Annotated in this window: 34 protein-coding genes; 24 read left to right on the top strand and 10 right to left on the bottom strand. The window is 57.3% G+C overall.

Annotated features, from left to right (window positions below; translation table 11 throughout):
• Positions 1-51: 51 nt before the first annotated feature.
• Positions 52-588 carry a hypothetical protein gene (locus AC27VU_RS04025; RefSeq protein WP_488723472.1) on the bottom strand — a complete coding sequence of 179 codons (537 nt, stop codon included), beginning with the start codon at positions 586-588 and terminating at the stop codon, positions 52-54.
• A gap of 228 nt (positions 589-816) precedes the next feature.
• Between AC27VU_RS04025 and AC27VU_RS04020 the strand changes: the two genes are divergently transcribed.
• On the top strand, positions 817-1,128 hold the full coding sequence (locus AC27VU_RS04020; protein ID WP_488723471.1) for a hypothetical protein: 312 nt from the start codon (positions 817-819) through the stop codon (positions 1,126-1,128).
• Here the strand turns inward: AC27VU_RS04020 and AC27VU_RS04015 are convergent.
• Together AC27VU_RS04015 and AC27VU_RS04010 are read right to left on the bottom strand one after the other, a co-directional pair.
• Complete coding sequence (locus AC27VU_RS04015) at positions 1,125-1,340, bottom strand: hypothetical protein (protein WP_488723470.1); 216 nt, start codon at positions 1,338-1,340, stop codon at positions 1,125-1,127. The two genes, AC27VU_RS04020 and AC27VU_RS04015, sit on opposite strands and share 4 nt — an antisense overlap.
• 133 nt (positions 1,341-1,473) lie before the next feature.
• Positions 1,474-1,785 (bottom strand): hypothetical protein, encoded by a 312-nt coding sequence (locus tag AC27VU_RS04010; protein ID WP_488723469.1) that lies wholly within the window; start codon positions 1,783-1,785, stop codon positions 1,474-1,476.
• A gap of 103 nt (positions 1,786-1,888) precedes the next feature.
• On the opposite strand from AC27VU_RS04010, the gene AC27VU_RS04005 reads away from it, so the two are divergent.
• Positions 1,889-2,485, top strand: coding sequence for a hypothetical protein (locus AC27VU_RS04005; RefSeq protein ID WP_488723468.1), 597 nt, complete (start codon positions 1,889-1,891; stop codon positions 2,483-2,485).
• Between the two features lie 6 nt (positions 2,486-2,491).
• Here AC27VU_RS04005 and AC27VU_RS04000 read toward each other — a convergent pair whose 3' ends face one another.
• A complete protein-coding gene (locus AC27VU_RS04000) occupies positions 2,492-2,695 on the bottom strand; it encodes a hypothetical protein (protein ID WP_488723467.1) in 204 nt (67 codons plus the stop codon).
• 85 nt (positions 2,696-2,780) lie between these two features.
• On the opposite strand from AC27VU_RS04000, the gene AC27VU_RS03995 reads away from it, so the two are divergent.
• Positions 2,781-3,731: a phosphoadenosine phosphosulfate reductase domain-containing protein gene (locus AC27VU_RS03995; RefSeq protein ID WP_488723466.1), complete on the top strand. Its 951-nt coding sequence runs from the start codon at positions 2,781-2,783 to the stop codon at positions 3,729-3,731.
• A 34-nt stretch (positions 3,732-3,765) separates the two neighbouring features.
• Here the strand turns inward: AC27VU_RS03995 and AC27VU_RS03990 are convergent, their stop codons facing one another.
• Positions 3,766-4,665, bottom strand: a complete 900-nt coding sequence (locus tag AC27VU_RS03990) for an HNH endonuclease (RefSeq protein WP_488723465.1) — start codon at positions 4,663-4,665, stop codon at positions 3,766-3,768.
• Positions 4,666-4,816: 151 nt separating this feature from the next.
• Entirely contained in the window at positions 4,817-5,560 is a 744-nt protein-coding gene (locus AC27VU_RS03985) for an SLATT domain-containing protein (RefSeq protein WP_488723464.1), read from the bottom strand.
• 116 nt (positions 5,561-5,676) lie between these two features.
• Here AC27VU_RS03985 and AC27VU_RS03980 point away from each other — a divergent pair, with 116 nt between their 5' ends.
• The 10 genes from AC27VU_RS03980 to AC27VU_RS03935 all read left to right on the top strand — a co-directional run bounded on the left by AC27VU_RS03980 (position 5,677) and on the right by AC27VU_RS03935 (position 13,160).
• Positions 5,677-6,117, top strand: coding sequence for an HNH endonuclease (locus AC27VU_RS03980; RefSeq protein WP_488723463.1), 441 nt, complete (start codon positions 5,677-5,679; stop codon positions 6,115-6,117).
• Positions 6,114-6,503: a hypothetical protein gene (locus AC27VU_RS03975; RefSeq protein ID WP_488723462.1), complete on the top strand. Its 390-nt coding sequence runs from the start codon at positions 6,114-6,116 to the stop codon at positions 6,501-6,503. The genes AC27VU_RS03980 and AC27VU_RS03975 overlap by 4 nt, the downstream gene beginning before the upstream one ends.
• Positions 6,500-6,679, top strand: coding sequence for a hypothetical protein (locus tag AC27VU_RS03970; protein WP_488723461.1), 180 nt, complete (start codon positions 6,500-6,502; stop codon positions 6,677-6,679). Before AC27VU_RS03975 ends, AC27VU_RS03970 begins: the two co-directional genes overlap by 4 nt.
• 402 nt (positions 6,680-7,081) lie before the next feature.
• A complete protein-coding gene (locus tag AC27VU_RS03965) occupies positions 7,082-7,450 on the top strand; it encodes a hypothetical protein (RefSeq protein ID WP_488723460.1) in 369 nt (122 codons plus the stop codon).
• 58 nt (positions 7,451-7,508) lie between these two features.
• Positions 7,509-7,772: a hypothetical protein gene (locus tag AC27VU_RS03960; RefSeq protein WP_488723459.1), complete on the top strand. Its 264-nt coding sequence runs from the start codon at positions 7,509-7,511 to the stop codon at positions 7,770-7,772.
• Complete coding sequence (locus AC27VU_RS03955) at positions 7,769-8,086, top strand: hypothetical protein (RefSeq protein ID WP_488723458.1); 318 nt, start codon at positions 7,769-7,771, stop codon at positions 8,084-8,086. Before AC27VU_RS03960 ends, AC27VU_RS03955 begins: the two co-directional genes overlap by 4 nt.
• Before the next feature lie 50 nt (positions 8,087-8,136).
• Positions 8,137-8,631, top strand: coding sequence for a hypothetical protein (locus AC27VU_RS03950; RefSeq protein ID WP_488723457.1), 495 nt, complete (start codon positions 8,137-8,139; stop codon positions 8,629-8,631).
• A 255-nt stretch (positions 8,632-8,886) separates the two neighbouring features.
• Positions 8,887-10,089 (top strand): tyrosine-type recombinase/integrase, encoded by a 1,203-nt coding sequence (locus tag AC27VU_RS03945; RefSeq protein ID WP_488723456.1) that lies wholly within the window; start codon positions 8,887-8,889, stop codon positions 10,087-10,089.
• A gap of 12 nt (positions 10,090-10,101) precedes the next feature.
• The gene (locus AC27VU_RS03940; protein WP_080593251.1) at positions 10,102-11,688 is read left to right on the top strand and encodes an ABC-F family ATPase; all 1,587 of its coding nucleotides are present in this window, start codon (positions 10,102-10,104) and stop codon (positions 11,686-11,688) included.
• A gap of 284 nt (positions 11,689-11,972) precedes the next feature.
• Complete coding sequence (locus tag AC27VU_RS03935) at positions 11,973-13,160, top strand: MFS transporter (protein WP_488723455.1); 1,188 nt, start codon at positions 11,973-11,975, stop codon at positions 13,158-13,160.
• 122 nt (positions 13,161-13,282) lie between these two features.
• On the opposite strand, the gene AC27VU_RS03930 is transcribed toward AC27VU_RS03935, so the two are convergent.
• Both AC27VU_RS03930 and AC27VU_RS03925 read right to left on the bottom strand, forming a co-directional pair.
• Positions 13,283-14,320, bottom strand: coding sequence for an alpha/beta hydrolase family protein (locus AC27VU_RS03930; RefSeq protein ID WP_003225347.1), 1,038 nt, complete (start codon positions 14,318-14,320; stop codon positions 13,283-13,285).
• Positions 14,321-14,558: 238 nt separating this feature from the next.
• Complete coding sequence (locus AC27VU_RS03925; RefSeq protein WP_103521117.1) at positions 14,559-15,170, bottom strand: FMN-dependent NADH-azoreductase; 612 nt, start codon at positions 15,168-15,170, stop codon at positions 14,559-14,561.
• 125 nt (positions 15,171-15,295) lie between these two features.
• On the opposite strand from AC27VU_RS03925, the gene AC27VU_RS03920 reads away from it, so the two are divergent.
• A complete protein-coding gene (locus AC27VU_RS03920; protein ID WP_103485116.1) occupies positions 15,296-16,204 on the top strand; it encodes a LysR substrate-binding domain-containing protein in 909 nt (302 codons plus the stop codon).
• Positions 16,201-16,560, top strand: a complete 360-nt coding sequence (locus tag AC27VU_RS03915) for an MmcQ/YjbR family DNA-binding protein (protein WP_488723454.1) — start codon at positions 16,201-16,203, stop codon at positions 16,558-16,560. The genes AC27VU_RS03920 and AC27VU_RS03915 overlap by 4 nt, the downstream gene beginning before the upstream one ends.
• A gap of 115 nt (positions 16,561-16,675) precedes the next feature.
• On the opposite strand, the gene AC27VU_RS03910 is transcribed toward AC27VU_RS03915, so the two are convergent.
• Together AC27VU_RS03910 and AC27VU_RS03905 are read right to left on the bottom strand one after the other, a co-directional pair.
• On the bottom strand, positions 16,676-17,104 hold the full coding sequence (locus tag AC27VU_RS03910) for a DUF1294 domain-containing protein (protein ID WP_103485118.1): 429 nt from the start codon (positions 17,102-17,104) through the stop codon (positions 16,676-16,678).
• A complete protein-coding gene (locus AC27VU_RS03905; RefSeq protein ID WP_103485119.1) occupies positions 17,101-17,931 on the bottom strand; it encodes an undecaprenyl-diphosphate phosphatase in 831 nt (276 codons plus the stop codon). The genes AC27VU_RS03910 and AC27VU_RS03905 overlap by 4 nt, the downstream gene beginning before the upstream one ends.
• A 304-nt stretch (positions 17,932-18,235) precedes the next feature.
• On the opposite strand from AC27VU_RS03905, the gene AC27VU_RS03900 reads away from it, so the two are divergent.
• The 9 genes from AC27VU_RS03900 to fapF all read left to right on the top strand — a co-directional run bounded on the left by AC27VU_RS03900 (position 18,236) and on the right by fapF (position 26,395).
• Positions 18,236-19,870, top strand: a complete 1,635-nt coding sequence (locus AC27VU_RS03900; protein WP_473019775.1) for a methyl-accepting chemotaxis protein — start codon at positions 18,236-18,238, stop codon at positions 19,868-19,870.
• Positions 19,871-20,018: 148 nt separating this feature from the next.
• Positions 20,019-20,582, top strand: a complete 564-nt coding sequence (gene pnuC, locus AC27VU_RS03895) for a nicotinamide riboside transporter PnuC (RefSeq protein ID WP_488723453.1) — start codon at positions 20,019-20,021, stop codon at positions 20,580-20,582.
• Positions 20,579-21,103, top strand: coding sequence for an AAA family ATPase (locus AC27VU_RS03890; RefSeq protein ID WP_488723452.1), 525 nt, complete (start codon positions 20,579-20,581; stop codon positions 21,101-21,103). The genes pnuC and AC27VU_RS03890 overlap by 4 nt, the downstream gene beginning before the upstream one ends.
• Before the next feature lie 334 nt (positions 21,104-21,437).
• Entirely contained in the window at positions 21,438-21,896 is a 459-nt protein-coding gene (gene fapA, locus AC27VU_RS03885) for a hypothetical protein (RefSeq protein ID WP_003225361.1), read from the top strand.
• On the top strand, positions 21,893-22,471 hold the full coding sequence (gene fapB, locus AC27VU_RS03880) for a fibril amyloid subunit FapB (protein WP_003225363.1): 579 nt from the start codon (positions 21,893-21,895) through the stop codon (positions 22,469-22,471). The genes fapA and fapB overlap by 4 nt, the downstream gene beginning before the upstream one ends.
• Before the next feature lie 60 nt (positions 22,472-22,531).
• Positions 22,532-23,497, top strand: a complete 966-nt coding sequence (locus tag AC27VU_RS03875) for a hypothetical protein (protein ID WP_003225365.1) — start codon at positions 22,532-22,534, stop codon at positions 23,495-23,497.
• Between the two features lie 64 nt (positions 23,498-23,561).
• Positions 23,562-24,242 (top strand): C39 family peptidase, encoded by a 681-nt coding sequence (locus AC27VU_RS03870; protein ID WP_003225366.1) that lies wholly within the window; start codon positions 23,562-23,564, stop codon positions 24,240-24,242.
• A 44-nt stretch (positions 24,243-24,286) separates the two neighbouring features.
• Entirely contained in the window at positions 24,287-25,036 is a 750-nt protein-coding gene (fapE, locus tag AC27VU_RS03865; RefSeq protein WP_473019779.1) for a fibril amyloid subunit FapE, read from the top strand.
• Between the two features lie 45 nt (positions 25,037-25,081).
• Positions 25,082-26,395, top strand: coding sequence for a fibril amyloid transporter FapF (gene fapF / locus AC27VU_RS03860; RefSeq protein ID WP_262141103.1), 1,314 nt, complete (start codon positions 25,082-25,084; stop codon positions 26,393-26,395).
• Positions 26,396-26,475: the final 80 nt, after the last annotated feature.

The following is a 26,475-nucleotide window of genomic DNA, read 5'->3' as shown; positions in this document are numbered from 1 at the left end:
GCAATTATGTACACGATGTTGGATGGCGACGCCAAGCCAAGATAATTCCCGCTACGCAATATAAGCGACGTAAGGAAGTTGCCCATATGGATGGGCTGCTGTTGTGGGCCCGCCATGAAAGTCTGTTATTCCTATCCCTGCATTATGCAGCTCATTAGCACAGGTCTGGCAGCATGGCTTAGAAACACCAATTACATTCCCCTGGAAGTGCCCGCCAGAATAATCAAACAATTGGAGCTCAGCATGATATGTAGTATCTGATTCACCTAGCGGATTACCCAAAATACAAATTGGCTCATTAATACCATCTGAGCGCAAATACTGCACTATCAGTTGAAAAATATTGTCATTACCTACATTATCATCATTCTCGCTTTCTGCGTAATTTATACCCGGCCCATTAGTACGCCAGACGTTGTTTGCGGCAATCATTAGATAACCTTGATAGAATGCCGCCGCAACACATGGCTGCCCTATATATCGCTGCACACCAGGATCATCGACGTACACACCTGAGTAAGATATTGCCAGTACCCCGTATGCAACCTTATCCAAAAATCCAATATCATAACTCCTGTGAAAAACCATCAACGCTCTCCTTATCTAACAAAGAAATCCTATATAAATATTTTCCACCACCAACCTTCTCAATTCTATCAATAGCCCACAAATCAGAATCACGCCACCATCGATCAAAGAGGGTGATAAACGGATGTTGGTGTAAGCAGCAGCGTAAGACGTACCCCCCCCCCCCCCAACAATCCAAACGACAGACCTGGCTGGATTTGCCGGCTAGCGGAATTGAAGAGGTAGGCCATGGCCAAGAGCAATGCGGAACGGTCAGAGAAAGCCGCGGCGAAGAGGAAGGAGCGCGGCGAAGAGGAATTGCGGATGCATGCGCTGGCAGGAACTCGGCAGGTACTCGCTGACTTGATGGCTTGGCACCAAATCGAAGAACAGGGAGAGGCGATGACCTTAGCGCTTCATCATTTACACGCACTTGGCCGAGAGGGTTCGGCGCAGTTCTTTAAGCCTCCGCGACACGAAATCACGGTATCACCATCTGTGACGCGGAAACTCCAGCATTTCAAGGAAAGCAAAATGCTTACTTTTAGGGACAATGACTAAGTTAGATCGAAAGTTACATTGCCCGGTGCCAATTTAGCGATCTTGGCCATGACTAATGAGTCACGGCTACCAGCTTGAACTGTAACGTGAGCTCCAGTCCCCTTCGCGGCTTGAACGATCTTGGAAACATTGTCAGAGCCAATGGTACTGCTCAGGATTACGTTTCCACCGGCTTTAACAATAGTCAAAGCAGTATCAGTACTACGTGCCATACATACTCCTTTTGATTCCGGCTCCATGCCGGTCACCCGTAATACCCCACCCTCAGCCAAATAGGTACAAAGTGGGGTCTGATTAAGGAATTAATAGCCGCGGCCCGTTCATTGGAACGGGTTGCTATGACTGCTAAGCAGGAGAGATATCCATCGTCGCCAGATACCACTTCCCTTGACGAATTGTGTCGTGCGCCTCTGCAAGCGAAACGTTACTGAGAAGTCTTTCTTTGATATCGGCCAGAACCGCATCATCTACCTCGTCCAGAACGATGTGAAGGTTCGTTTCATCAAGACGGGAAGGCTTAACCGACGATGGGCGTTCTGCCACAATCAACTTGTGAAACTCGGTACGGCCTGGATCATTAATCTCGCCCTTTTGGACGAACACATCAAAAATCCAAGCCAGGTTAGCGTTTTCAATCTGGTTTACTGTGAGTTTCATGTCGCTCCTTGATCCGGCCCCATGCCGGTCACCCGTAATACCCCAACCCAAACCAAATTGCCACCACCGGTCACGGAGGGCGGCGCCTGACTGGAGATAATCCATGGACAAGAACACGAAGATCCTGATCCCGGAGATCCCCGGCGAGTGGACTGAACGCCTGCGGTCAGGGAAAACGAATATCTGGAACGAAGCCAGGCATGGCAAGCCACACACCAATGGCTTGCCGGAGGTCAGGCTTGCCCCTCCCGAAACAGGGCTTTATGCCGATCGTATCGATGGCGCCTGGTATTGGGTGTCCGGTTGCGCCAAATGCAACGGCACTGGCGAAAAGTGGAGCTACAGCGTCTGCGATAAGCACAATGTGTGCAGGCTATGCGGCACGCACCGCTCGAAGCTTACCGAAACGCCATGGGGGCACCCTGACGGCTTCACCTGCAAACCTTGCCAAGACGCAGAAGACGCCGTTGCGAAAGCCGAGGCGCTGGCCAAGGTAGCCGAGAGCGACTACGACGAGTGGGATTATCGCTGCCAAGACGAATGCAAGTGTCCGCATTGCGCAACCGTCATCCACATCGAGACGGAAGATTACGGCGACAAAAACATGTCCTGTGATACCTGCGGCGGCGAGTTCGCGCTGGTCACCGAATACACCGTTCAGTTCACCACTACCGTGATCGGCGAGCGCATCACCGCCTGAACCTGCCTATTGTGCTGATGGCTTGGCAGGCAGGTCGAAGGTGTAGAATCCCTTCAGCCCCTCAAGTAGGTCCTTTGGGATTTTAGGGTCAAAGTAAATGGCCCATGTCCCATCCGGCCTTTGCTCGCAATCAGCGTAGTACGCACCGACTTGGTCAATCGTAAGTCCGGTGCCTTCAGCGATCTCCTTAAGCGTTAGCTTGTTGCTCATCTGCGCCCTCCTTGGTTCGGCGGTATGCCGAATCTTCAAGCAATAGCCCACAAACTTACTTCACGCCAGCCGGCGAGGATCCCCTATGCCTATTCACAACATCGTCAGCATGAGCGGCGGTAAGGACAGCACAGCTACGCTGCTGGTCGCCCGAGAGCTGGAGGTGCCGAACCTCAGCGCAGTGGTGGCTGACACCGGGCATGAGCATCCCGAAACGTACGACTACATCCACTACCTGGCCGAGGCCACTGGCGTTCCCATCCGTTGGGTGAAAGCTGACTTCTCCAGGCAGATCGCCGGTAAGCGCAAATTCATCGAAACGAAATGGCGCGAAAAAGGTGTGGCGGAATCCCTGGTGCTGGGCGCTCTTGAAGTCCTGCACCCAACCGGCAACCCGTTCTTGGACTTGTGCCTGTGGAAAGGCCGATTTCCCAGCACCAAAGCCCGGTTCTGCACTGATGAACTGAAGCGAAACCCAATCATCGAGCAGGTGTACCTGCCGCTCATGGACGGCGAGAACATGCTTCTGTCTTGGCAGGGTGTTCGGGCTGATGAATCGCCGGCACGCAAGTACCTGCCAGAGTGCGATGAGGTTGGAGGCGGCCTGTTCAACTACCGACCCATCCTGAAATGGACGGTTGATTCAGTCTTCGAGGCTCACCGCGCGGCCGGCATCAAACCGAACCCGCTCTACTTGCAAGGCTGCAACCGTGTTGGCTGCATGCCCTGCATCATGTGTGCGAAGGACGAGCTCAGGCAGATCGCGGCCAGGTGGCCGGAAGAAGTTGATCGTGTGCGCGAGTGGGAGCGGTTGGTGAGCATCGCCAGCAAGAGAGGCGCCGCCACGTTCTTTGCCACCGTGACCGACCCCACCGTCAGATCAGATGACAAGGTCAGCTCCGTCACACACGGGATTGACCGGATGGTCGATTGGAGCAACACCGCGCGCGGTGGCCGCCAGTTCGATTTGGTAGACCTTATCGCGCGCGCCGATACCAGCCAGAAATGTTCATCGGCCTACGGTCTATGTGAGTAGCTGCTAAATCCTGCCAATCAGCGAATCGAGGGCTCTAAAATCTAAACTCAGAGCGATGTCTCACTAAATATTTATGGTTACCAGCGGATAACCCAACAATCCCGGCAAACTGATCAAGACCGAATACTGCTCGATCGTGTTGACTCAGCCTACCGCTCACTAAAAGGGCCCCGTCGCCGGCGAACGAGATGAGACCGCGATCAAATAGTCGATCGATATGGGCAGCAAGAAGGAGGCCATTATCAGGGTCAAGTCTTGCTACATTGTCCGCCATGCACCACGCTTCGATATGTGACGCAACAAGTAAGTCCGGATTTTCAATCCCCGTGAGAGCGCAGCGCCCTTGCCAGATGCTTAGTAGCGACGCTCTAAATTGCCCCTGGCCGACCCTCGCCTGGACGATCGATTCTCGCGTGGTCTTGTCTACCTTTTTACCAGACGCCCCCCGAGTAATCAGCAGATTGTCAAAATCTGCCAGTTGACCGCTTACTTCTAACAAGAAGACACCAGCACGGACAGGTAGGTGCGCCATGTAGATTTGATTTAAGGTGCCACCCTTCGTGAACAGTGACGGACTGGCCTGGCTGTCAAACTGATCCATGAACGCTGCGGCTATCTCATCGCGCAGAATTGGCCGTTCCAGTTGAGTAAGATCAATATCGACTCGGCGTCCCCGGTTGCTCCACGCATTGAAAGACCGACTAGCCGGTCTCTCGGCGTCGAACGCATCCGCGGTTGCTATGGCGATTGCGAATATCTGTTTCTCTTTACAGCAAAAGATGATGTCACCAAATTTTACAGCTCCGACATTGTCCCAATGAGTCAAGGTCATCTCTTTGCCATTGCTTTTTAAAGAGCTGACCGGGGCCCAAAGAAAATTTCTTTCCAAGACTTCCTTATGAGTGCCGCCAACATTCACCCAGTAAAACTCCATTCAACCTCCAATAATGGATTTCCTAAATACCCGTGTACATTATGGATATCTCTGCAAAATTTCAATTCGCCGGATCATCCACATTCCGCAGTGACCGCGCAATTGGAAATACTCGGCGATTACGGCGAGATGATCGAGCTCATCTGCGAGGTTAACTTAATGTGCTTAACGCTTCGAGAGGCAACACAAAACCGAAAGAAACCCAATACAAAGCAAACATTAAAAAGCAAATAATAATAGGATAATTTATAAAATTAAAAAAATAAAGAACTCGCCACTTAGCACTTTCTAAAAACCGTTTAATTTTAGTCATGTCATAATCTTCAGGCATATCCAACTTAGCCCGAAAGTAGTCACCCCTAAAGTCATTATTAGCATGAGTTTCATATAGCTTCAAAACATCATGATACTCTCTCTGACACCTATCATAGTCATCCTGCACGAATTCCTCAGCCTGCACATACGGGTGGGACTTTTGTTTAAGCTCTCCAAGTTTTGAGGCGCAAGAATACATTTTTTCTGACTGACTGGAATAGTCATTCTTATCCATCAACAGGGAATAAACTAACACTGCCACTGAAGAAAAAACCTGCAAAAGTCCAACACCCTTACTTTGTATATTCACCCCTAAACCGTAGGTTTGCATGAGAGAAATGAAAATTAGCACCAGCGACAAGAACACCACCGTATAAGTAGAAAGAGCAGCATGCAACTTCAACCTACGTGACGCGTGAAATCTCGTTTTAGATGTCGCATCCATTTTTTTATATAGATTTTTAAAGCTTTTTGATCCTGCCACTTTGTAGCGCTCCAAGCATGCAAAATAGTTTTCGGCAGTATATAGCACATAGCCACAACTGGCCCCACCCTCCACCACCCGGGCATGCCCCGGCATAGGTATTCGTCATGCCGATATCTCAGGCTCAACTGAAAGAGCTTCTGCACTACGACCCGGAAACTGGAGTGTTCAAGTGGAGGGTTGGCCGAAGCCGGACAAGAGCGGGATCTGTAGTGGCGACCAAAGATCGCAAAGGCTATCTGAAGGTGATGATCAACAAGAAGACCCACTACCTCGCTCGGCTGGCCTTTCTTTACATGAACGGCAAGTTTCCAGACGAGTTCGTTGACCATATCAGTGGGGTCAGAACGGATAACCGGTGGTGCAACCTAAGAGAGGTCTCGCCCCTTGAAAATGCCCGGAATCAGCGCCTGCATTGCGTGAACAAAAGCGGTGTCCACGGGGTGTCTTGGGATGAGCGGGGCGAGTGGCGGGTATACGCCACTCTGAACGGTAAAAACACATTTCTCGGGCGATACCAGTCCCTGCTCGATGCAGCCGCTGCGCGAAAGTCATTCGAGCGGCGTAACGGATATCACCCAAATCATGGAAACAAAACGGGCATGCGGGTTGTGAATGCCCATGATCTGGTATCGATGGAGATTGCAGGATGAGCGAAGTAAAACGGTACTCGGCTGCCCTGACGCATGCCGAAACGTCGCCGATGTACGAAGCACCGGACGGCGAATGGGTTGTGGCTATGGACTTCGACAGAGTGACCGCCGAGCGTGACGCACTGCGGCAGCGCCTGAATGCAGCGGATCAGCGGATTGATGAGCTGACCGCAAAGCAGGACCAAAGCCGCACGATCACCCTGTCTGGCTGCGAATTTACCGAGGACGAGCTGGTCGGCAAGGCTGTACGAGCCGTAACGGGGACCAGTCGGCGCGGCACTCTGCGCTGGGTCGCAATGAAAGACGCCTTCTGCGTCGGGTCTGGGGTCGCGCACGCGCTTTGCCGACGGTTTGGGTTCGACCCCGACGAAACGGTGAAGCCATGAAGCGCTTAATCCGCCGCAAGTTCGAAGCCTGGCTGATCTTGCTGGCCGCGAAGATCCTCGAAGGCCGGAACGTCCACCGCTCTCCAGTCGTCTCCCGGCGCGACAACAACAGGATGTACGGCATGGCAGAAGAGCTCGAAGACATCGCCGAACGCATCAGTAACAAATACAAATAACCCTTCCCCTTCTAAGTCAGACGAAAATGAGGAGGAATTTAACGTTGAAGAAAATGATGATAAGCGCCGTCAACAGCCCAGGTGATCGCATGACACCCAGTAGTACGTAAAAAATGGGGTTAAATACTGTGCCGGTCATGAAAAGAAGCCAAGCGGGGAATCTTAAAGGCGCGGGGTCAAATAGCGCCCAGACAGTGAGCCCGAGCCAAACAGCCCAAAAAAAATACATCGTCACGCCATCTACCCGGAAAAACGCCCGCTTAAACGTGTGTCCGACTTTATCTGACTCGTTGAGCATCTGGGCCACCGCTATAACCGATTCATATCGATAGTAGCCGCAGCTGCCAAAACCTCTACTCCCTCCCCTTAAAAGTCAGCCGCTATAGCGGCAAGGACGAAGTCATGCCTGAAGAAAAGTTTTCGATCATCCAGCCATTACCCGTCGATCGCGATGAGGACGGCTGGTGGTCGCACCCGGACTATCTCTCGGAATACGACGATGAGCTGACTGAGGCGCAGTTTCAGGAATGGTGCCTGCGCCACCAGGTTGAAACGAAAATCTCCTACATGGAAAGCGACGTTTCTTTCGAAGTTTTCGATGCCTACATGAATGACGGCCAGTGCGATTGTTCTGCGTGGGAAATCCAGCATCCGGCCGAGCCCGGCTGGTTCATCCTGTCGATCCACGATCATGAAGATGGCCCGGTGTGCGTTTGGGGTCGCCGGGCAGAGCCGGTGCCGAAACTGCCTGGTTCGCAGGTGACGCCATGATCTTCGCCCCGCTCTACATGGCCTACCTGATCTACAGGGGGCCGTGGCGATGACACAGATGAGCGACATCTTTCCGGAAATGACGGTGGAGCAGGAAAAGGAGTGGTTCGCCGAGCAACAAGAAGCGCACCGTCTGGAGCTGGAGCGCGAGAAGATCGAAATCGCTCAACGAAAAGCCGTCGACCACTATATTCGGTGCCGCGACTGTGGTGCGTTCGTCCAGAAATGGCGATGGGTTCGGAAGGATCATCCCCAAGCAATTAGCCAAGGATGGAGACCCATGTGCGGCTCTTGTTTCGACAACTACGACGATTATCCATGAGCCGCATGGTCTGCGTCCGCACAGAGGAGCTGACCGGCCCGGCGCTGGACTGGGTAATCAACGCGATCGAGGGTGATCAGCAGCCAGTCGCGGGCCAACTGGATCTCTTCACCCAGCTCGACGCCGAGCAACTGATCTCGAAGTACGGCGTCTGGTGCGAAGCCGGCCACATCGCCCCGTGGGTGGCCGACATGAGCAACGATCCGTTCAACCGTCAGCCCGGCGAAACCCGAACCATCGCAGTGTTCCGCGCCGTGGTCTTCGCCAAGCGCGGCGGCACGGTGAAAGTCCCCGCCGAACTGATCCAGCAGTAACCCCTCCCCTACTCAACAGCCTGCCGGTGTAAGGCGGGCGAGGTATTCGTATGTCCGCACTGAACCGCTTCCACGAAACTGCGAGCGATGCGCTGGAGAAGATCAGCGCCAGCCTTCCTGAAGGCGCAAAACTCTGCCTGACCATCTACACCCCAGAGAAACCAGAACTCGACATCGTGCTGCAGGACAAAGGGCTCGATTTGAATGAAGTGGTTTCCACCCTGCGCCGGCGCGGCCTGAGCATCGACGGCGATAACGCCTACAAGCGCGACCTACTGGACTCTGTAGTCGGTGCACTGGCGTTCGGCGCACAGAACAGCAACCCGCCACCGGCCAGTCACTGGGGCCAGCGCTTCTGGGATATCGGCCGCGAGGAGCGCGGACTGCACGAAGACCTCGTCGCCGCGCTGAAGCTCACCCGCGAGAACCTGCGCGCCTGCCAAGCAACCATCCATCTCGCTGGCGGATTCGATCCCGCCTACGTGGACGACGCCCAAGCTGCAATGGCGGTCGCCGACGCAATCCTGGCCAAGGCCGGCGCATAACCCATCACCACCTTCTGCCGCCACGCGCGGCATGGAGCAACAACGCCCGCCCCGGGCAGAGGACACCGCTATGCCTGGAGAGCTGCAAGTTCTACAAGCACCAGACCCCGACAAAATCACCGAAAAGCAAATGGCCGAACGCCTCGGCACAACCATGAAGGCCCTGCAGACCCGACGCAGCAGAAACCAGATCCCCGAAGGGGTATGGAACAAGTTCGGGCACAACATCATGTACAGCATCAGGAGATACGACGAATGGCTCGAAAGCCTTTGGGTTTGCCCGCCGGGTTGGAAATCAGGGGCGACACCATCCGGATCCGTTTTAGTTGGGACGGTAAGCGTCGATCCGAAACACTCACGCTTCCCACCACGAAAGCGGGCATCAAGGCTGCCACCAGTCTTAGAGATCAAGTAGTCGGCCTGATCAAGCATGGCCTGCTCGACGAAGCGAAATACGCAGAACTGTTCCCCGGGTCGGCATTGTCCGGGGGCAAGGAGGTTTTGTTCGGGGAGTATGCGCAGGCATGGTTGAGCGGAAGGGAAATTGAGGAAGGGACGCACCTCAACTACAAAAGCGCGCTGAACCTGTACTGGATGCCATACCTGGCACTCACTCGCTTGACGGCGATCAGCACGATGCTGCTGCGAAAAATCGTAGGGGAGATTGAGTGGTCATCGCCAGGCGTGAAACGTAACGCCATCGTCCGACTGAGCACCATTCTGGATGATGCTGTGCGAGAAGAGCTCATCGGGAAGAACCCGGCCGAGCTATTGGACGCGCCGAAGCGCAAGAAGGGTGAGCCTGATCCGTTCACGCTCGAAGAGGCCAACAAGATAATCGCGGAGCTATACAGCACTGAGCATTGGCCGAGTTCGATTTACGCGGCCTTCTTCGAGTTCGCTTTCTTCACCGGCATGCGGCCGCAGGAAATCATCGCCCTCCGCTGGGATGCCGTGGACAGGGTGAAGCGCCAGGCTTACGTCTGTCGCGCGATCGCCCAGGGCGTGATCAAGGAGCGCACCAAGACGAAGAAAAATCGGTATGTGCTGCTCAATGATCGCGCACTGCACGCTCTGGCGTTTGCTGAGCAGTACGCGGAGCGCAGGAAGGCCGGCACCGGGGCGATCAAGGATTTCCCCTACGTGTTCCCCCCTTCCAAGATGAGCCAGCACGTCAGACAGACCTCGGACCTGCATAAACAATGGGGGCCAGCACTGGAAAGGCTGAAGGTTCGTTATCGGCCGCCGTACAACTGCCGTCATACTTATGCGACAATATGCATAATGTCTGGCATGAATCCCGCCTTTATTGCCCAACAGCTTGGACACAGCGTCCAAATGCTGCTCTCGACCTATGCCCGCTGGCTGAATTCCAGCGGTGACTGGGGCGAGATGGAAAAGCTCCAAAATGCCCCAGGAATGGCCCAAGCGCCAAATGTGCGGCTCGCAACCCATTGATAGGTAAAGTAATTGATCTCCACAGCAAATATCACGATGCAGTTCGGCGCGAAGCCGCTCTTCGAAAACGTTTCGGTCAAATTCGGCGCGGGTAACCGCTACGGCCTGATCGGCGCCAACGGTTGCGGCAAGTCGACCTTCATGAAAATCCTCGGTGGCGACCTCGATCCGTCCGGCGGTCAGGTCATGCTCGAGCCGAACGTGCGCTTGGGTAAATTGCGCCAGGACCAGTTCGCCTACGAAGAATTCACCGTGATCGACACCGTGATCATGGGTCACGAAGAGCTCTGGAAGGTCAAGGCCGAGCGCGACCGCATCTACTCGCTGGCAGAAATGTCGGAAGAAGACGGCATGGCCGTGGCCGAGCTGGAAACCGAGTTCGCCGAGATGGACGGCTACACCGCCGAATCCCGCGCGGGTGAACTGTTGCTGGGTCTGGGTATTCCGCTGGAGCAGCATTTCGGCCCGATGAGCGAAGTCTCGCCAGGCTGGAAACTGCGCGTATTGCTGGCTCAGGCGCTGTTCTCCGATCCGGAAGTGCTGTTGCTCGACGAACCGACCAACCACCTGGACATCAACACCATTCGCTGGCTGGAAAACGTTCTGACTCAGCGTAACAGCCTGATGATCATCATCTCTCACGACCGTCACTTCCTGAACAGCGTGTGCACCCACATGGCTGACCTGGATTACGGCGAATTGCGCCTGTTCCCGGGCAACTACGACGAGTACATGACCGTGGCGACCCAGTCCCGCGAGCAACTGCTGTCGGACAACGCCAAGAAGAAAGCGCAGATTTCCGAGCTGCAATCGTTCGTCAGCCGCTTCTCGGCCAACGCCTCGAAAGCCAAACAGGCCACTTCCCGCGCCAAGGCGATCGACAAGATCCAGCTGGCCGAGGTCAAGCCTTCCAGCCGCGTGAGCCCGTTCATCCGTTTCGAGCAAAACAAAAAGCTGCACCGTCAGGCCGTCATGGTCGAAAAGATGGCCAAAGGTTTCGACGGCAAGCCACTGTTCAAAGACTTCAGCTTCCAGGTTGAAGCGGGCGAGCGCGTAGCGATCATCGGCCCGAACGGCATCGGCAAGACCACCCTGCTGCGCACCCTGGTCAACGAACTGACCCCGGATGCCGGTAGCGTCAAGTGGACCGACGCCGCGGAACTGGGCTACTACGCTCAGGACCACGCGCACGACTTTGAAGACGACGTCACGCTGTTCGACTGGATGGGTCAGTGGACGCAGGGCGAGCAGATGATTCGCGGTACCTTGGGCCGCATGCTGTTCTCCAACGATGAGATCCTCAAGTCGGTCAAAGTGATTTCCGGTGGTGAGCAAGGTCGCATGCTGTTCGGCAAGCTGATCCTGCAAAAGCCGAACGTGCTGATCATGGACGAACCGACCAACCACCTGGACATGGAATCGATCGAGGCGCTGAACCTGGCGCTGGAAAACTATCCGGGCACGCTGATTTTCGTCAGCCACGACCGTGAGTTCGTATCGTCCCTGGCCACGCGCATCATCGAGTTGAGTCCGAATGGCGTGACCGACTTCAGCGGCACCTATGATGACTACCTGCGTAGTCAGGGTGTGGTGTTCTAAGAGCGGCTTCGAGTGTTGAGTTGCTAGCTTCAAGCTAAGGCCCTGTCCATGTGACGGGGCTTTTTGCATTCCAGCGCCAGTATTTATAAGGGTAACGACACCATCGCGAGCAGGCTCACTCCTACAGGAGGGACGCATTTCAACTGTAGGAGTGAGCCCGCTCGCGATGAGGCCATCAGCAACGCATCACTCCCGGACCAGGAAAAATAGTTAGCCTGCTTCCTTTTATTTCAACGCCAAGCCATGATGCCGACTCTCCCACCGCCGCCCGCGAACGAGTTCACATGTCTGCGCAGCAACAGCCTCCGCAAAGCTCCCTGACGATCACCCTGCAGATCGTCTCCATCGTTTTCTACACCTTTGTCGCCTTCCTGTGCATCGGCCTGCCAATCGCGGTGTTGCCCGGTTATGTGCATGAACAATTGGGGTTCAGCGCGATCGTTGCCGGTCTGGTGATCGGCTCGCAGTATCTGGCCACCCTGCTCAGTCGGCCGATGGCCGGGCGCATGTCGGATACGCTGGGCACCAAACGGGCGATTGTCTGTGGCTTGTGCGGGATTGTCCTCAGCGGGCTGCTGACGCTGATTTCGACGCTGTTGCAGGATTTTCCGTTGCCGAGCCTGATGATTCTGATCGTCGGGCGCCTGCTGCTCGGCGTGGCACAGGGCTTGATCGGGGTCGGCACCATCAGTTGGTGCATGGGCCAGGTCGGGGTCGAACACACGGCAAGATCAATCGGCTGGAACGGCATTGCCTCCTACGGCGCGATTGCGATTGGCGCGCCACTGGGCGTGGTCATGGTCGCCGACTACGGATTTGCCAGCCTGGGCATCGCCCTTTCGGTATTGGCTGCGGGCGCTTTGGTATTGATCCGCAATAAACCTTCGGTGCCAGTGGTGCGCGGCGAACGGCTGCCTTTTTGGGCAGTCTTCGGGCGGATTGCACCGTATGGGGCCAGCTTGAGCCTGGCGTCCATCGGTTACGGCACACTGACCACCTTCATTACTCTTTATTACCTCAACCGTGGCTGGAGCGGCGCCGCGTATTGCCTGACGGTCTTCGGCGTGTGTTTCATCGTGTCGCGGCTGCTGTTCATTTCGGCGATCAGCCGTTTTGGCGGCTTCAATTCGGCCATTGCCTGCATGAGCATCGAAACCGTTGGGCTGGTGCTGCTGTGGCTGGCGCCGTCTACCGCGTTTGCCTTGATCGGCGCGGGACTCGCCGGGTTCGGTTTATCGCTGGTGTATCCGGCGCTGGGGGTCGAGGCGATCAAGCAGGTGCCCAGTTCCAGCCGTGGCTCGGGGTTGGGGGCTTACGCGGTGTTCTTCGATCTGGCGCTGGCGATTGCCGGGCCGTTGATGGGCGCGGTGGCGTTGAATCTGGGCTATGCGTGGATATTTTTCAGTGCGGCGCTGTTGTCAGTGATCGGGCTGGGATTGACCTTGCTGCTCAAACGCCGGGCGATGAACTGAACCTTCGTACAAATCACTGTGGGAGCGGGCTTGCTCGCGAATGCGGTGGGTCAGTCGCTATCTAGATTGACTGACCCACCGCATTCGCGAGCAAGCCCGCTCCCACAGGGGAGTTGCGTCTTTTATTGATCCGCGGTCTGCATCCCCGCCCGGCTCGGCTTGCCCAGCGTCCGCGAGAAGAACTGCCCGGCTTCGGAGATCAGGTTGCGGTGGATGTCTTCGCGATCCACGCCGTCAGCATCGGTGCACAGCGCCGGCATCGCACGAATCTGCTCTTCATTGCACGGCGCCATGAACACGAAGTGCCCTGCCCCGGCCAGTAATTTGAAGTCCGGTGCGGTTGGCAGTTTGCGCGCCAGAGCGGCAGCGTTTTTGTCGAAGGCCACCAATTTGTCGCCATCGCCGCTATAAAGCAGCACTGGCACATGCACATCCGCGAGGGTGTGACGGCCGAACTTCAGGCTCAGCGGCGCCATCAGGAGCAAGGCATGCACCCGGGGGTCGGCCACTGGCTGCAAATCGTCACGGTCGACGATCAGTTCGCCCTGAGTGTTGCAGGCATCACGGTCGTCCGGGCGCTCCTGGCAGTAACGGCGCAAGCGGTCCAGATCCGGCTGCGCACCAGAAAGGATCAACGCAGTCTCGCCACCGGCCGAGTAGCCAATCACCCCGACCTGATCGGCGTTGACGAACGGCGAGAGCATCGGGTCGCCGAGCGTCGCGGTGATCGCTTCGGAAATCTGGATCGGCCGCCCGTACAGATTGCTCAGGGTGCCGAGGCGGCTGTGGTCTTTGGAGTTGTCGCCGGGATGAATCACCGCGACCACCACAAACCCCTTGCGCGCCAGCGAGGTGGCGAGGTCATGCAGCGCAATGGGCGTGCCGGTGTTGCCGTGGGACAGCATCAGCATCGGAAAGCGGCCGATGGCAACCTTGGTGTCGGCGCCGGCCTCGACGGTGTAGCCCTCAAGCAGGCTGGTGTGTTCGCGGTCGCTGGAGGGATAGAAGGCGATGGCACGCATCGGTTGCAGATCCAGCGGATCGAGGAACGTCATCTCGTGATAACCGACGCTCCAGACAGGGTGTCGCCCGGGCGCGGCATGCACTGAACCGAGGCTGCCGAGCAGGCAAATCAGTAACGCTGCACAAAGACGCATCATGGGATGGCCCACCCTGTGTTACTCAATCGAAAGATCCTTTGTGTTCCGACACGCCCGCAACCCTGTGGTTCGGTAATCCGGCGCGGCGGTGCACTCAGACGTTGATCGTTTGACTGCATAACCCGGGCCAGATTATGCAACAGTCAGAAACAAAAAACTCCGCATCTGGCCCTTGCAGAACCAGAATACAGAGTTTTTTGAGGGGCTACCTGAACGGCAGCTGGTCTTTACGTAATGCTTACGCAGCGGCGAACAGTTGCTCGCTGATCTTCGCCTGAGCGGCGCTCATCGCGTTGTTGCGCACTTCATCACCGTAAGCCAGGCCTTCGGCGCGGACGATTTCGATGTCGGTGATGCCGAGGAAGCCCAGGACCAGTTTCAGATACTCTTCGTGAGCGATACCGCTGGCCTGACCGGCATGGATGCCGCCGGAGGTGGAGACGATGATTACTTTCTTGCCACCGCACAGGCCTTCCGGGCCGGCTTCGGTGTAACGGAAAGTCTGGCCGGCAACGGCAACGCGGTCGATCCAGGCCTTGAGTTGGGTCGGCACGGTGAAGTTGTACATCGGCGCGGCGATGACGATGGCGTCGGCGGCGATGAATTCGGCCAGGGTCGAAGCGCTCAGTTCGGCTTCGTGCTGTTGCGCGGCGTTGCGCAGTTCAGCGGTAGTGCCAGCGGCTACCAAAGTGGTCGACGAGAAGTGACTGATGGCGTCTGCGGCCAGGTCGCGGTAGGTCACCACGGCGGTTGGCTCGGCGGCTTGCCAGGCTTTGACGACTTGGCTGCTCAACTGACGGGAAGCCGAGTTGTCGCCCAGAATGCTCGAATCGATGTGCAGCAGTTTCATGTGGGATCTCCTGGAAAGAATCGCCGACGGCGACGGAATGGAGACAATCCTACGGAAGAAACCAATAGCTGATTAGCCGCTGACAATGCGATAGTTCGTCCCACTGATAGAACGGTGGACTTATCATGCAGGATCTCAATGATCTCTACTATTTCGCCAAGGTGGTCGAGGCTGGCGGCTTCGCGGCGGCCGGGCGCCTGCTGGGCATTCCCAAGTCGCGGTTGTCGCGGCGTATCGCCGAACTCGAAGAGCGCCTTGGCGCCCGGCTGCTGCAACGCACCACCCGCCAGTTGAACCTTACCGCTGTCGGAGAGCGCTACTTGCGCCACTGTCAGGCAATGCTGCTGGAAGCGGAAATGGCCGACGAAGCGGTCGCCAGCATGTCCAGCGAGCCGCGCGGCCGCTTGCGCGTGTCCTGCCCTACCGGTCTGGCGCGGGAAATGTTGCCGTGGGTGATCAGCGAATTTCTCGGCAAATTCCCTCAAGTGCAACTGGAAGTGGTACTGCTCAATCGTCGGGTGGATCTGGTCGCCGAAGGTTTCGACGTTGCGTTGCGTGTGCGCGAACTCGGTGATGAAGATCCGTTGCTGGTGACCCGGCGTCTGCGTCAGGCGCAAATGGTCGTGGTGGCCAGCCCGGCATTCGTCGAGGGCAAAACCATCGCCCACCCGCTGGATCTGAAGCATCTGCCGGTGCTTGGCGCACTGGAAGCCGATCGCATGGTGCATGTGCGCCTGCTGGACCAGCAAGGCAACAGCGTCGAGCTGAACATGGAGGCGCGACTGGGCATTGATGACTTCATCGTGCGCAAGGCCTGTGTGCTCGCCGGCCAGGGCTTCACCCTGCTGCCAATGATGTATTGCGAAGCTGACCTCGAGAGCGGCGCGCTGGTGCAACTGTTGCCCGAGTGGTCGTTGCCCGGCGGCTGGTTGCAGGCGGTGTATCCGCATCGGCGTGGCGTGATGCCGGCGGTGCGGGCGTGGATCGATCACCTGGTCGATTCGTTCAATGCGTGCGGGGAGCGTTTGTTATGAAACAGGGAAAGATGAACGAAGCGGACGTCGCCGCCTTCTGCCTGGCCTTGCCGGGCGCGCGGGAAGACTACAAATGGGGCGGCGTGCGGGTGTTTGCGATCGCCGGCAACAAGATGTTCGCCCTGCAAGGGCTGCGTGGGGACTCATTGGCGTTCAAGGTCGACAAGGATCTGTTTCTCGGCCATTGCGACCGCCCGGGCATTCATCCGGCGCCTTATCTGGCGCGGGCGCAGTGGATCATCATGCACCCGCCCTACCCGCTGGGTGCCGAGGAACTGCAGGGCTTGCTGCAGCGTTCACATCAGTTGGTGGTGAGCAAGTTGCCGAAGAAAACACAAATCGGATTACTGCTCTAAACCCGATCCTTGTAGGAGTGAGCCTGCTCGCGATAGCGGTGTATCAGTCGACATCTCTTTGACTGATGCGACGCCATCGCGAGCAGGCTCACTCCTACAGGGGATTTGTGGTGATTCAGAACAATGAAAGCAGGTTCGAACCCAGAAACAACTGGTCGATCCAGAACACCTGATGCAACACCACAATCACCCAGAACAGAATCTGATACGAAACCTTGCGCGTCTTGTGCCGAAACACCTGCTGAGCAATCAGAGCACCCGGCCAGCCACCCGCCAGCTCCACCGCGTGCAGTACGTTCTCCGGCGTTCGCCAGGCGTCGGCACGAGCTTTGCGTTTATCAGCCCAATACAGAAAGAACGCCAGCACGCTGACGATCCCATAGGCGGCCAGCGGCACCAGCGAGATTCCGCGCAGCCACATCGACACCGAACCGAACAGCGGTAGTGCGCAAACGATCAGGAGAACGATCAGTTTCAACTTGAGGTTCTGAATCCCACCACCGGATGGACGTCCTTCGGGGCGACGGGCGCGAGAATCACTCATGCCTTGGCCGCCGACCAGTCGACCCAGCCGAACTGCCAGGTCGCCAGAATCACCAGACCGAAAACGATCCGGTACCAGGCAAACGCTGCGTAACTGTGGCTGGCGATGAACTTGAGCAGACCGCGTACGGCAATCATGGCGAAGATGAACGCAGTGATGAAGCCGATGGCAAACACCGGGAAATCCGCCGGCACAAACAGGTGGCGATACTTGTAACCGGAGTACACCGCCGCACCGACCATGGTCGGCATGGCCAGGAAGAACGAGAACTCAGTCGCGGTCTTGCGCGACAGGCCAAACAGCAGGCCACCGATGATCGTCGAGCCGGAACGCGAAGTGCCGGGAATCATCGCCAGACATTGCGCGAAACCGACTTTCAGCGCGTCCTTCCAGGTGATCTCGTCCACGGTTTCGGCGTGCACTTCATGCTGCCTGCGTTCGGCCCACAACATGATCACGCCACCCACCACCAGCGCAGTCGCAACAGTGATCGGGTTGAACAGGTATTGGTGAATCAAATCGGCAAAAATCACCCCCAACACCACCGCCGGCAGAAACGCGATCAGCAGGTTGGCGGTGAAACGCCGCGCACTCGGCTGGGTCGGCAAGCCGATCACCACGTCGAGAATCTTGCGGCGAAACTCCCAGACCACCGCGAGGATCGCGCCGAGCTGAATAATGATGTTGAACGCCATGGCCCGTTCGCCGCCGAAGTCGAGCAAGTCGGCAACAATGATCTGGTGTCCGGTACTGGAAATGGGCAAAAACTCCGTCAGCCCCTCTACAACTCCAAGAATCAGCGCCTGCAAGGCGGTCCAAAGATCCATCAGTCCCCCAAAGAGCGATGCACGGCGGCATGCCCCGATAATATTTTTTTACGTTCACTGCGTTCAGCGTAGCTGTTGGTTGCTGTACCGATTCCGCGCACACAGGATCCACACGAGACGGTCAAAATTCCGTGAAATATCAACTTGGATTCAGGTTTTTACGCGCGGGGCCGAAATCCTAACAGACAAGCCTTAATAGTGCTGCGGCGTTATTCGACTTGGGTCGCGTATGCCCGATCACCCAAACGTGGTTGGATGCTGGCGTTGATTTATTACAAGAAAAAGAAATCGGAGTGACAGCGTTATGAACAGCTTGCGCAGTGTGTCGATCAGCCGACGCTTGTGGCTCATTTTGATTGTGGCAGTGGTCATGTTGTTGACCTTGGGCGTGTTGATGCTCAAGCAGATCCACGACGACCTGTATCACGCCAAGGCGCAGAAAACCCAGCATGTGGTGCAGACCGCCAGCGGCCTGCTGACCTACTACCACGACCTCGAAACTGCCGGTACCCTCACCCGCGACGCCGCACAGAAACAGGCGCTGACCGCCATTCGTGGTCTGCGCTACGACCAGAGCGACTACTTTTGGATCAACGACCTCACGCCTGTGATGGTCATGCACCCGACCAACCCCAAGCTCGAAGGCCAGAACCTCTCGGCGATCCGTGATCCGGACGGTTTCGCGGTGTTCAACGAAATGGTCGCAATCGCCAAAAGCAAGGGCGCCGGCATGGTCGATTACCGTTGGCCCAAGCCCGGCGCCAGCGAGCCGGTGGCGAAAACCTCTTACGTCAAACTGTTCGAGCCATGGGGCTGGGTGCTCGGCTCCGGCGTTTACATCGACGATGTGCAGGGCGAGTTCCAGGGTCAGGTGATCAAGGCTTCGGTGATAGGCCTGGTGATCGCCGTGATCATGGCCCTGCTGGTGATTTTGATTGCCCGCAGCATCGTGCGTCCGCTGCAGGAAACCGTGAACGCCATGGCCAACATCGCCAGCGGTGAAAGCGACCTGACTCGCAGTCTCGACACCCACGGCCAGGACGAAGTCACGCAACTGGCTCATCACTTCAACGCTTTTACCGCCAAGTTGCGCCGGGTGATTGGCGATTTGCAGATCTCGGCCAGTGCTCTGGGCCAGTCCTCAAGTGAACTGGGCAACGATGCCACCCAGGCCCAGCAACGCAGCCAGCAGCAATCGCAGCAGATGGAACTGGTGGCGACCGCGATCAACGAAGTCACCTACGGCGTGCAGGACGTAGCGAAGAATGCCGAACATGCTGCCGCTGAAATGCGCGATGCCGAAGCCCAGGCACAACAGGGCCAGATCAACATCGACGGCAGTCTGCAACAGATCGATAAACTGTCGGGGACCATTGATCAGGCGGTCGAGGTGATTCGCACCCTGGCGGCGGAAAGCACACAGATTGGCAGTGTGCTGGAGGTGATCCGATCGATTGCCGAGCAGACCAACCTGCTGGCACTCAACGCAGCCATCGAAGCGGCCCGCGCCGGTGAACAGGGCCGTGGCTTCGCGGTAGTGGCCGATGAAGTTCGGTTGTTGGCGCAGCGCACGCAAAAATCGACGGCGGAAATCCAGACCATGATCGAACGCCTGCAGAATCACTCCGAAGCGGCGGTGAAGGTCATTGGCGACAGCAGCAAGGCCTCGCAACTGACCATCGAACAGGCCGGCCTCGCCGGCGCCAGCCTCAACGCCATCGGCCAGGCGTTGCGTAATCTCAATGGCCTGAACGCCTCGATTGCCAGCGCCACACTGCAACAGGCGCATGTGGTCGAGGACATCAATCAGAATGTCACGCAGGCAGCCGGGCTGTCCCACAGCACAGCGCTGGCGGCGGAACAGTCGAGCGCGGCAAGCGTGAAGCTTGGGCAATTGAGCGAGCAGCTGAACCAGCTTCTGCGGCAATTCCGCGTCTAACAGCGCCCCCCTGTAGGAGTGAGCCTGCTCGCGATAGCGTCGTATCAGTCAACCAAGAGTGGCTGACCCACCGCCATCGCGAGCAGGCTCACTCCTACAGATTTTTGGGTACAATCCGCTCCCTCCTCAATTCCCCCAAGGAACCCCCATGTCCGGGCTTGAACTGTTTGCCGCCGCCCTCGGTGTGATCGCCGTCTGGCTGACGGTCAAACAGAATCCGTGGTGCTGGCCGATCGGCCTGGTCATGGTGCTGCTGTACAGCTGGATCTTCTATGACGTGAAGCTGTACTCGGACATGTTGCTGCAAGTGATCTACGCCGCGCTGCAAGTCTACGGCTGGTGGCAATGGACACGCGCCGGGACGATGCATGACGGGCGCGATGTCACCCGTCTGGACCGGCGCTCGATCCTGCTCGGTCTGAGTGTCGGAGCGCTCGGCAGTCTGCTGCTCGGCGCAGCCATGGCACACTGGACCGACGCGGCGCAGCCGTGGCTCGACGCCGCGCTGACGGCCTTCAGCCTGGTCGCACAACTCTGGATGGCGCAGAAACGCTTGCAATGCTGGGCGCTGTGGTTCGTGCTGGACGTGATTTTCGTCGGTCTGTTTGTTTACAAGGGTCTTTACCTCACTGCGGCGCTCTACGCCCTGTTCACCTTGATTGCCGTGCAAGGTTGGCGTGAGTGGCGCGCCGATCCGGCGTTGCAGCGATGAAAGTGGTTGTACTGACCGGCCCGGAATCCACGGGCAAGAGTTGGCTGGCGGCAGGCCTGCAGGAACACTTTGGTGGCCTGCGGGTGGATGAATACGTGCGCTGGTTCATCGAGCAGAATCCGCGCGACACCTGCCTGAATGACATCCCCGACATCGCCCGAGGGCAGTTGCAATGGGAAGATCAGGCACGGGCGCAGCAACCGGAACTGCTGATTCTCGACACCCACCTGCTGAGCAACATCCTCTGGAGCCAGACGCTGTTCGGCGACTGCCCGCACTGGCTCGAGTCCGAGCTGCTGGCGCGGCATTACGACCTGCACCTGCTGTTGTCGCCGGAGCAGATCGACTGGACCGACGACGGCCAACGCTGCCAGCCGCAACTCAGTGAACGCATGGCGTTCTTTCAGGCCACCCGCGACTGGCTGGAACAGCACGGGCAACCGCTGCAGATCATTCAGGGCAACTGGGATGAACGGCGGTCTCAGGCCTTCGATGCAGTGAGGCGTTTGTTGGCTGCTTGACCGTCAAAGGGCTCCTTTCGGGGCTCAAGTGTCCATTCCTGAAACACCCATCCCCGCGCAAAGCAGCCATTTCAATGGCCTTCATCGTTCTGTCAGGACATCTGTTACTGCCGTGAAACACCTCAGCGCAAACCCTTGTTCCAGAGCTTTGCACCGCCCCTGACCCCGCACGCGCCTGCACGACTGTTTCAGCGCTGAGACAGATTATGTAACAGCGCTGCACGGCTCGGCACTAACCCATTGAAAGTCAAGGACAACTCAAAAGCGGCACAGCTTTCGCTCTCTCCTTCCCAACGCTGACAAGAGCCAGCCCACTGAAGAAGGAATTGCCGCCGTGGGGAATATCAATAAAGGCTTGACCTGCCTCTTGCTGATCGGATCTGCAGCCAGCTCTCTGATCAGTTTCACCGCCCACGCCGATGGCAACGGCGTGATCGTTCTCAATCGGGAAGTTCAACCCATACCGATTGGCCGCAATGGCGGCAAAGACCCCTACCCGACCACAGTCAACGCCAACCCGTCAGTGACCGTCAATGCAGCCACTGCGCATGCCGAACTGAGCGATAACGAATTCGCCGGCATCGCCAGCGGTTCTTCAATTGCCAACTCGGTGAACAACGCGTTCGGCGGCTCCGCCGTCAACACACTCAATGGCATCAACAACGGTATGCCGGGTGCGGGCGGTGGCAGCGGCAACGGTGGAGGCATGGGCTCATCCATTTCCAACACCGTGAACCGCGCCGTCAGTAATGGCCTGGCCCCACTGGGCGCTCTCGGCGGAGCCATGAAATGAACCGCTCCCTGATCTTCCTTGCCCTGCTGGCCAGTACCAGCGCCATGGCCGACTCCAGTGTGCCGGTGCAGAACAGCGCCAACATCCAGGATTCCGGTGCCCAATACAACGGCAACTTCGGCGTCAACCAGGCGGCTGGCGACCAATCGCAACAGGCCAACGTCCGGGCCATTGCCAACGGCCCCAGCGCCTCGGCGACGACCACCATCAACCAGAACATCAACACGGCCAGCGATCCGCGGATGAACGCGACAGCCACCATTGGCGGCAACTCTTTCAGTAACGGCAGTGGCGTACTGGGCGTGAACCAGTCGGCCGGCGCCGGCAACCAGATGGCCAACGTGGTGCGGATCAGCACCAGTACCGGGCCGCAAAGTATCGACGACAGCGTGCTTTCCCAACAGAACGTGACGCCGTCAATCAGCTCAGGAGCAACTGACACTTCGAAAGGCAGCCGCCAGGTCATTACCAGCGACCAGGCCTTCACCGGCAGCCGGGGAGTGATTCAGGTGAACCAGAGTGCCGGGGTGGGGAATCAGGTTTCAAACACCCTGAGCATCCGGGTCGCTAACTGACCCAATTGCAGTGCAAGAAAGTACCAACACTTAACCAACACATGAGCAAGGGGAAACAAAATGAAATCTACAATGGCCCTCAAACCACTGGTTTTCGCTCTGGCAGCAGTGATGGCAATGGCAGCACAAGCAGGCGGCGGCAATGAAGGCGGTCACGGCCACAACCCTCCTCCACCAAAAGGCCCGACTCTGGAACAACTGCTGCAGATCGGTGCAGGCGCCAGCGCCGTTTCGGTGGATACCCAAAACAGCGACACCAACGTTGTGAACAACGAAGGCACCCAGAACAATTCGTCGATGTCCAATGCGATGAACAGTTCCAGCGGCAACATCAACGGTAACTCGGCGGCCGGTGATGGCAACCAGCAAGCCAACCTGGCAGCGATCGCTTCGTCTGACGAAAGCTTCATCTTCGGCACCTCGACCGCCGCCGCCAGTGCCACCCAATACAACAACAATAACTATGTGAACAACCAGTCGACCGTCAACTCGTCGACCCTCAACAATGTCGCCAACAGCAGCTCGGGTAACATCAACGCCAACTCCGCTGCCGGCAACTTCAACCAACAGAAAAACGACCTGGCAATCGCTTCGTCGGGTGGCCGTGTAGCCCAGGCTGCCTCTGCAGCTAGCCAGTCCTCCACCAACCTGGTTGTTGAAAACCAAGGCGTGCAGACCTACTCCAAAGACACCCTCAAAGGCACCTTCAGCGCAACCGGTGGCTTCGTGGCAGCCGGCGTGGCAAAAACCGAAGGCGACGATCATGGTGGCCACGGCGGCTGGGGCGACAAAGGCGGCAAAGGTGGCAGCAGCACTTCTGGCTTCGTAGCAGTAGGCGAACTGGCACTGGCCGGCACCACCACCCAACAAGTGCTGGTTCCAACCGGCTGGGCCGCACCGGTGTACAACACCTCCAATGTTGCCAACGTAGCGAACGGCTCGTCCGGCAACGTCGGCTTCAACAGTGCGGCAGGCGTTGGCAACATGCAGGTCAACGCAACTTCCATCTCGTCGGCCGGCCATTAATCGCGACCGTCTGCAAAAGCCCCGGCAACGGGGCTTTTCCACACTCCGACAAGGCGTATCGATCATGCGTATGACTGCCCTCACCGTCCTGCTGTGCCTGTGCGGCGCCACGCAAGCTGCACAGATGCCCGTAGCCGCCCTTCCTGGCGGCATCCTGGTCTACAAGCAGGTACAAAGTATTCGTGAGCGAAAGTTCAGCGACATTGTCGAGCAAAAAACCGATTTCAGTTGCGGCGCCGCCGCACTGGCAACCGTGTTGCGCCAGGCTTATTGGCTCGACGTCGATGAGGATCACATCATAAAAGGCATGCTGGTCAACGCAGACCAGGATCTTGTGCGTACACAGGGTTTCTCCATGCTGGACATGAAACGCTACATAGAAAGCATCGGCATGCGCGCCAGGGGCTACAAGATTCCGCCTGAAAAGCTTGATGCAGTTTCGATACCGGTCGTAGTCCTGATGGACATCCGCGGCTACAAACACTTCGTCGTATTGCAGCGGGCAGACAAGGACTGGGTGTACATCGGCGATCCCGTACTGGGCCACAAACGCTACAGCCACGCTGACTTCGTCAACGGCTGGAACGGCATCGTATTTGCCATCGTAGGCCCCGGTTACGACAAAGCCAACGTATTACGCGACCCTCCGGCACCACTGACAGCAAAGAACAAACTCGATGAGTTCGCCCCTGTCAGAGACGCCGAACTGATGGAATTCGGTTTCATTCAGAGCGACTTCTTTTAGCGTCCAATAATGATAAGAGGGGCAGGATGCTCCGGGAGCAGCAGATGAAAGCCTCATACTGGCTGGCGGCCGCTTGCCTGGCGGCAAGTACGTCAAGCTTTGCCAATGAAGTATTCAAACCGATAGAAGTCAACGACCAGGAACTCAGCCAGCTACGCGGTCGTTTTGTCATGCCGGGGCGCATCATCAGCTTCGGCGTCGTCATGAGCAGTACCTGGCGCAACGCCAGTGGCGACCTGATAGGGGCAACCAGCTCGATGCAGATTCAGGCCTCCACCGTAAAACCCCAATTCTATGTCTCCACCATCAGCCAGCTCGGCAACGGTTCCACGAACAATACCCAAGGCACCGGCAACGTGATTGGCGGCGCAGGACTGAGCAACACCCAAGGCGTGACGCAAAGCGTACGCGCCGCTGGCGACAGCAACAGTGCCAACAACAACGTCGCGATCAACGTGACGCAATCGACTACCGCACCGACCATGGCTCCGGCCTCCGGTCAGGCTCTGATGAGTGGCCAGACCATCGGCGCCAGCAACGCCGCCGGCAGCGTCGCCGTATCGGCCATCAGCGGCGGCGTGCAGATGGCCATCCAGGCCAGTAACAACCAGGGTTCGGCACTGCAACAAGTGGCTCAGGCCGGCCTGCTGCAAAACACCACCCTGCTGGGTAACAGCAATCTGGTCAACAACCAGACCCTGCTCAATGTCGTGATCAACAACAACCTGAATCCGGCCGCGAGCGCCGCGCAGAATCTTAATCAACTCAAGGGACTACGCAATGCAGGATATTGAACTACGCTGATTTTCGATCATTGGGCTTAAAGGGACGGCTTTTTCATGTATCGATCGGCATCACTGCGCGCAGTCGTATGTTTGAGCACACTTTTTCCGGCCGCAGCGTTACAGGCCGCGACGGATCCGGATGTTGAAACACTCAAGCAGGAGCTCCTTGAGCTTAAACAGCGATACGAGACGCAGCAAAAGGCATTGGCGGTACTTGAGCAGCGGGTTCGGCAGGTTGAAGACCAGCCTGCGACCCCGCAGCCCAAGCGTCTGGTCAAATCCCCTGCAGAGCTGAGAAAGAGCAATCAATCGGTCGCTGCGACCGGTACGGGTGCAGCCGCAGCGTCGGGGGGCGCGGCGGGAGGAAGTGGTGCGTCCTACGGACAGTCGCTGGCAGACGATTCGCAACCGGCGCAAAGTGTGACCAACCTGTATGACGAGGCCAGCGGCTTCTTCGGCGGCGGCAAGTTCAGTTTCGAGACCGGTCTGACGTATTCCCACTACGACACTCGCCAACTGACACTCAACGGCTTCCTGGCACTGGACTCGATCTTTCTGGGCAACATCAACCTGGACCGGATCAAGGCTGACACCTACACGCTGGATCTCACTGGCCGCTACAACTACAACAATCGCTGGCAGTTCGACCTGAACGTGCCCGTGGTCTATCGCGCCTCGACTTACCAGTCCGGTGGTGGCAACAACGGCGGTGCGAACGTCACAACCCAGGGCGACGTTGATCAGGATCCGACGATTGGCGACATCAACGCCGGGATTGCCTACAAGTTCCTCGACGAATCGGCCAACCTGCCGGACGCGGTATTCACCTTGCGCGTCAAGGCCCCAACCGGCAAGGATCCGTTTGGCATCAAGCTGATCCAGTCGCAAAGCAACACCAATCTCTATGTACCTGAAAGCCTGCCGACCGGTAACGGCGTCTGGTCGGTTACGCCGGGTATCTCGCTGGTCAAGACCTTCGACCCGGCAGTGCTGTTCGGCACCCTCTCCTACACCCACAACCTGGAGGAGTCGTTCAGCGATATCAGCTCGACGGTCAATCAGAAAACCCCGGGCAAGGTCAGGATCGGCGACAGTTTCCAGGTCGGCATGGGCGTAGCATTTGCCCTGAACGAGAAAATGAGTATGTCGTTTTCGATGTCTGACCTCGTTCAGCGCCGCAGCAGCCTCAAGCCTGATGGCCAGGACTGGCAGTCGGTGATTTCCAGTGATGCCAACGCCGGTTACTTCAACATCGGCATGACCATCGCCGCCACGCCTAACCTGACGATTGTGCCCAACCTGTCACTGGGGATGACTCCGGATGCGCCGGACTTCACCTTCAGCCTGAAATTCCCGTACTACTTCTAAAGCAAAAGATCGCAGCCTGCGGCAGCTCCACGGATTCCAAATCCAGAGCTGTCGCAGGCTGCGATCTTTTGAGCTTTGGT

It is taken from the genome of Pseudomonas sp. 14P5.3.2, assembly GCF_057799175.1.
The sequence above is the reverse complement of the archived record's forward strand: the minus strand, read 5'-3'. Positions and strand labels throughout refer to the sequence as shown.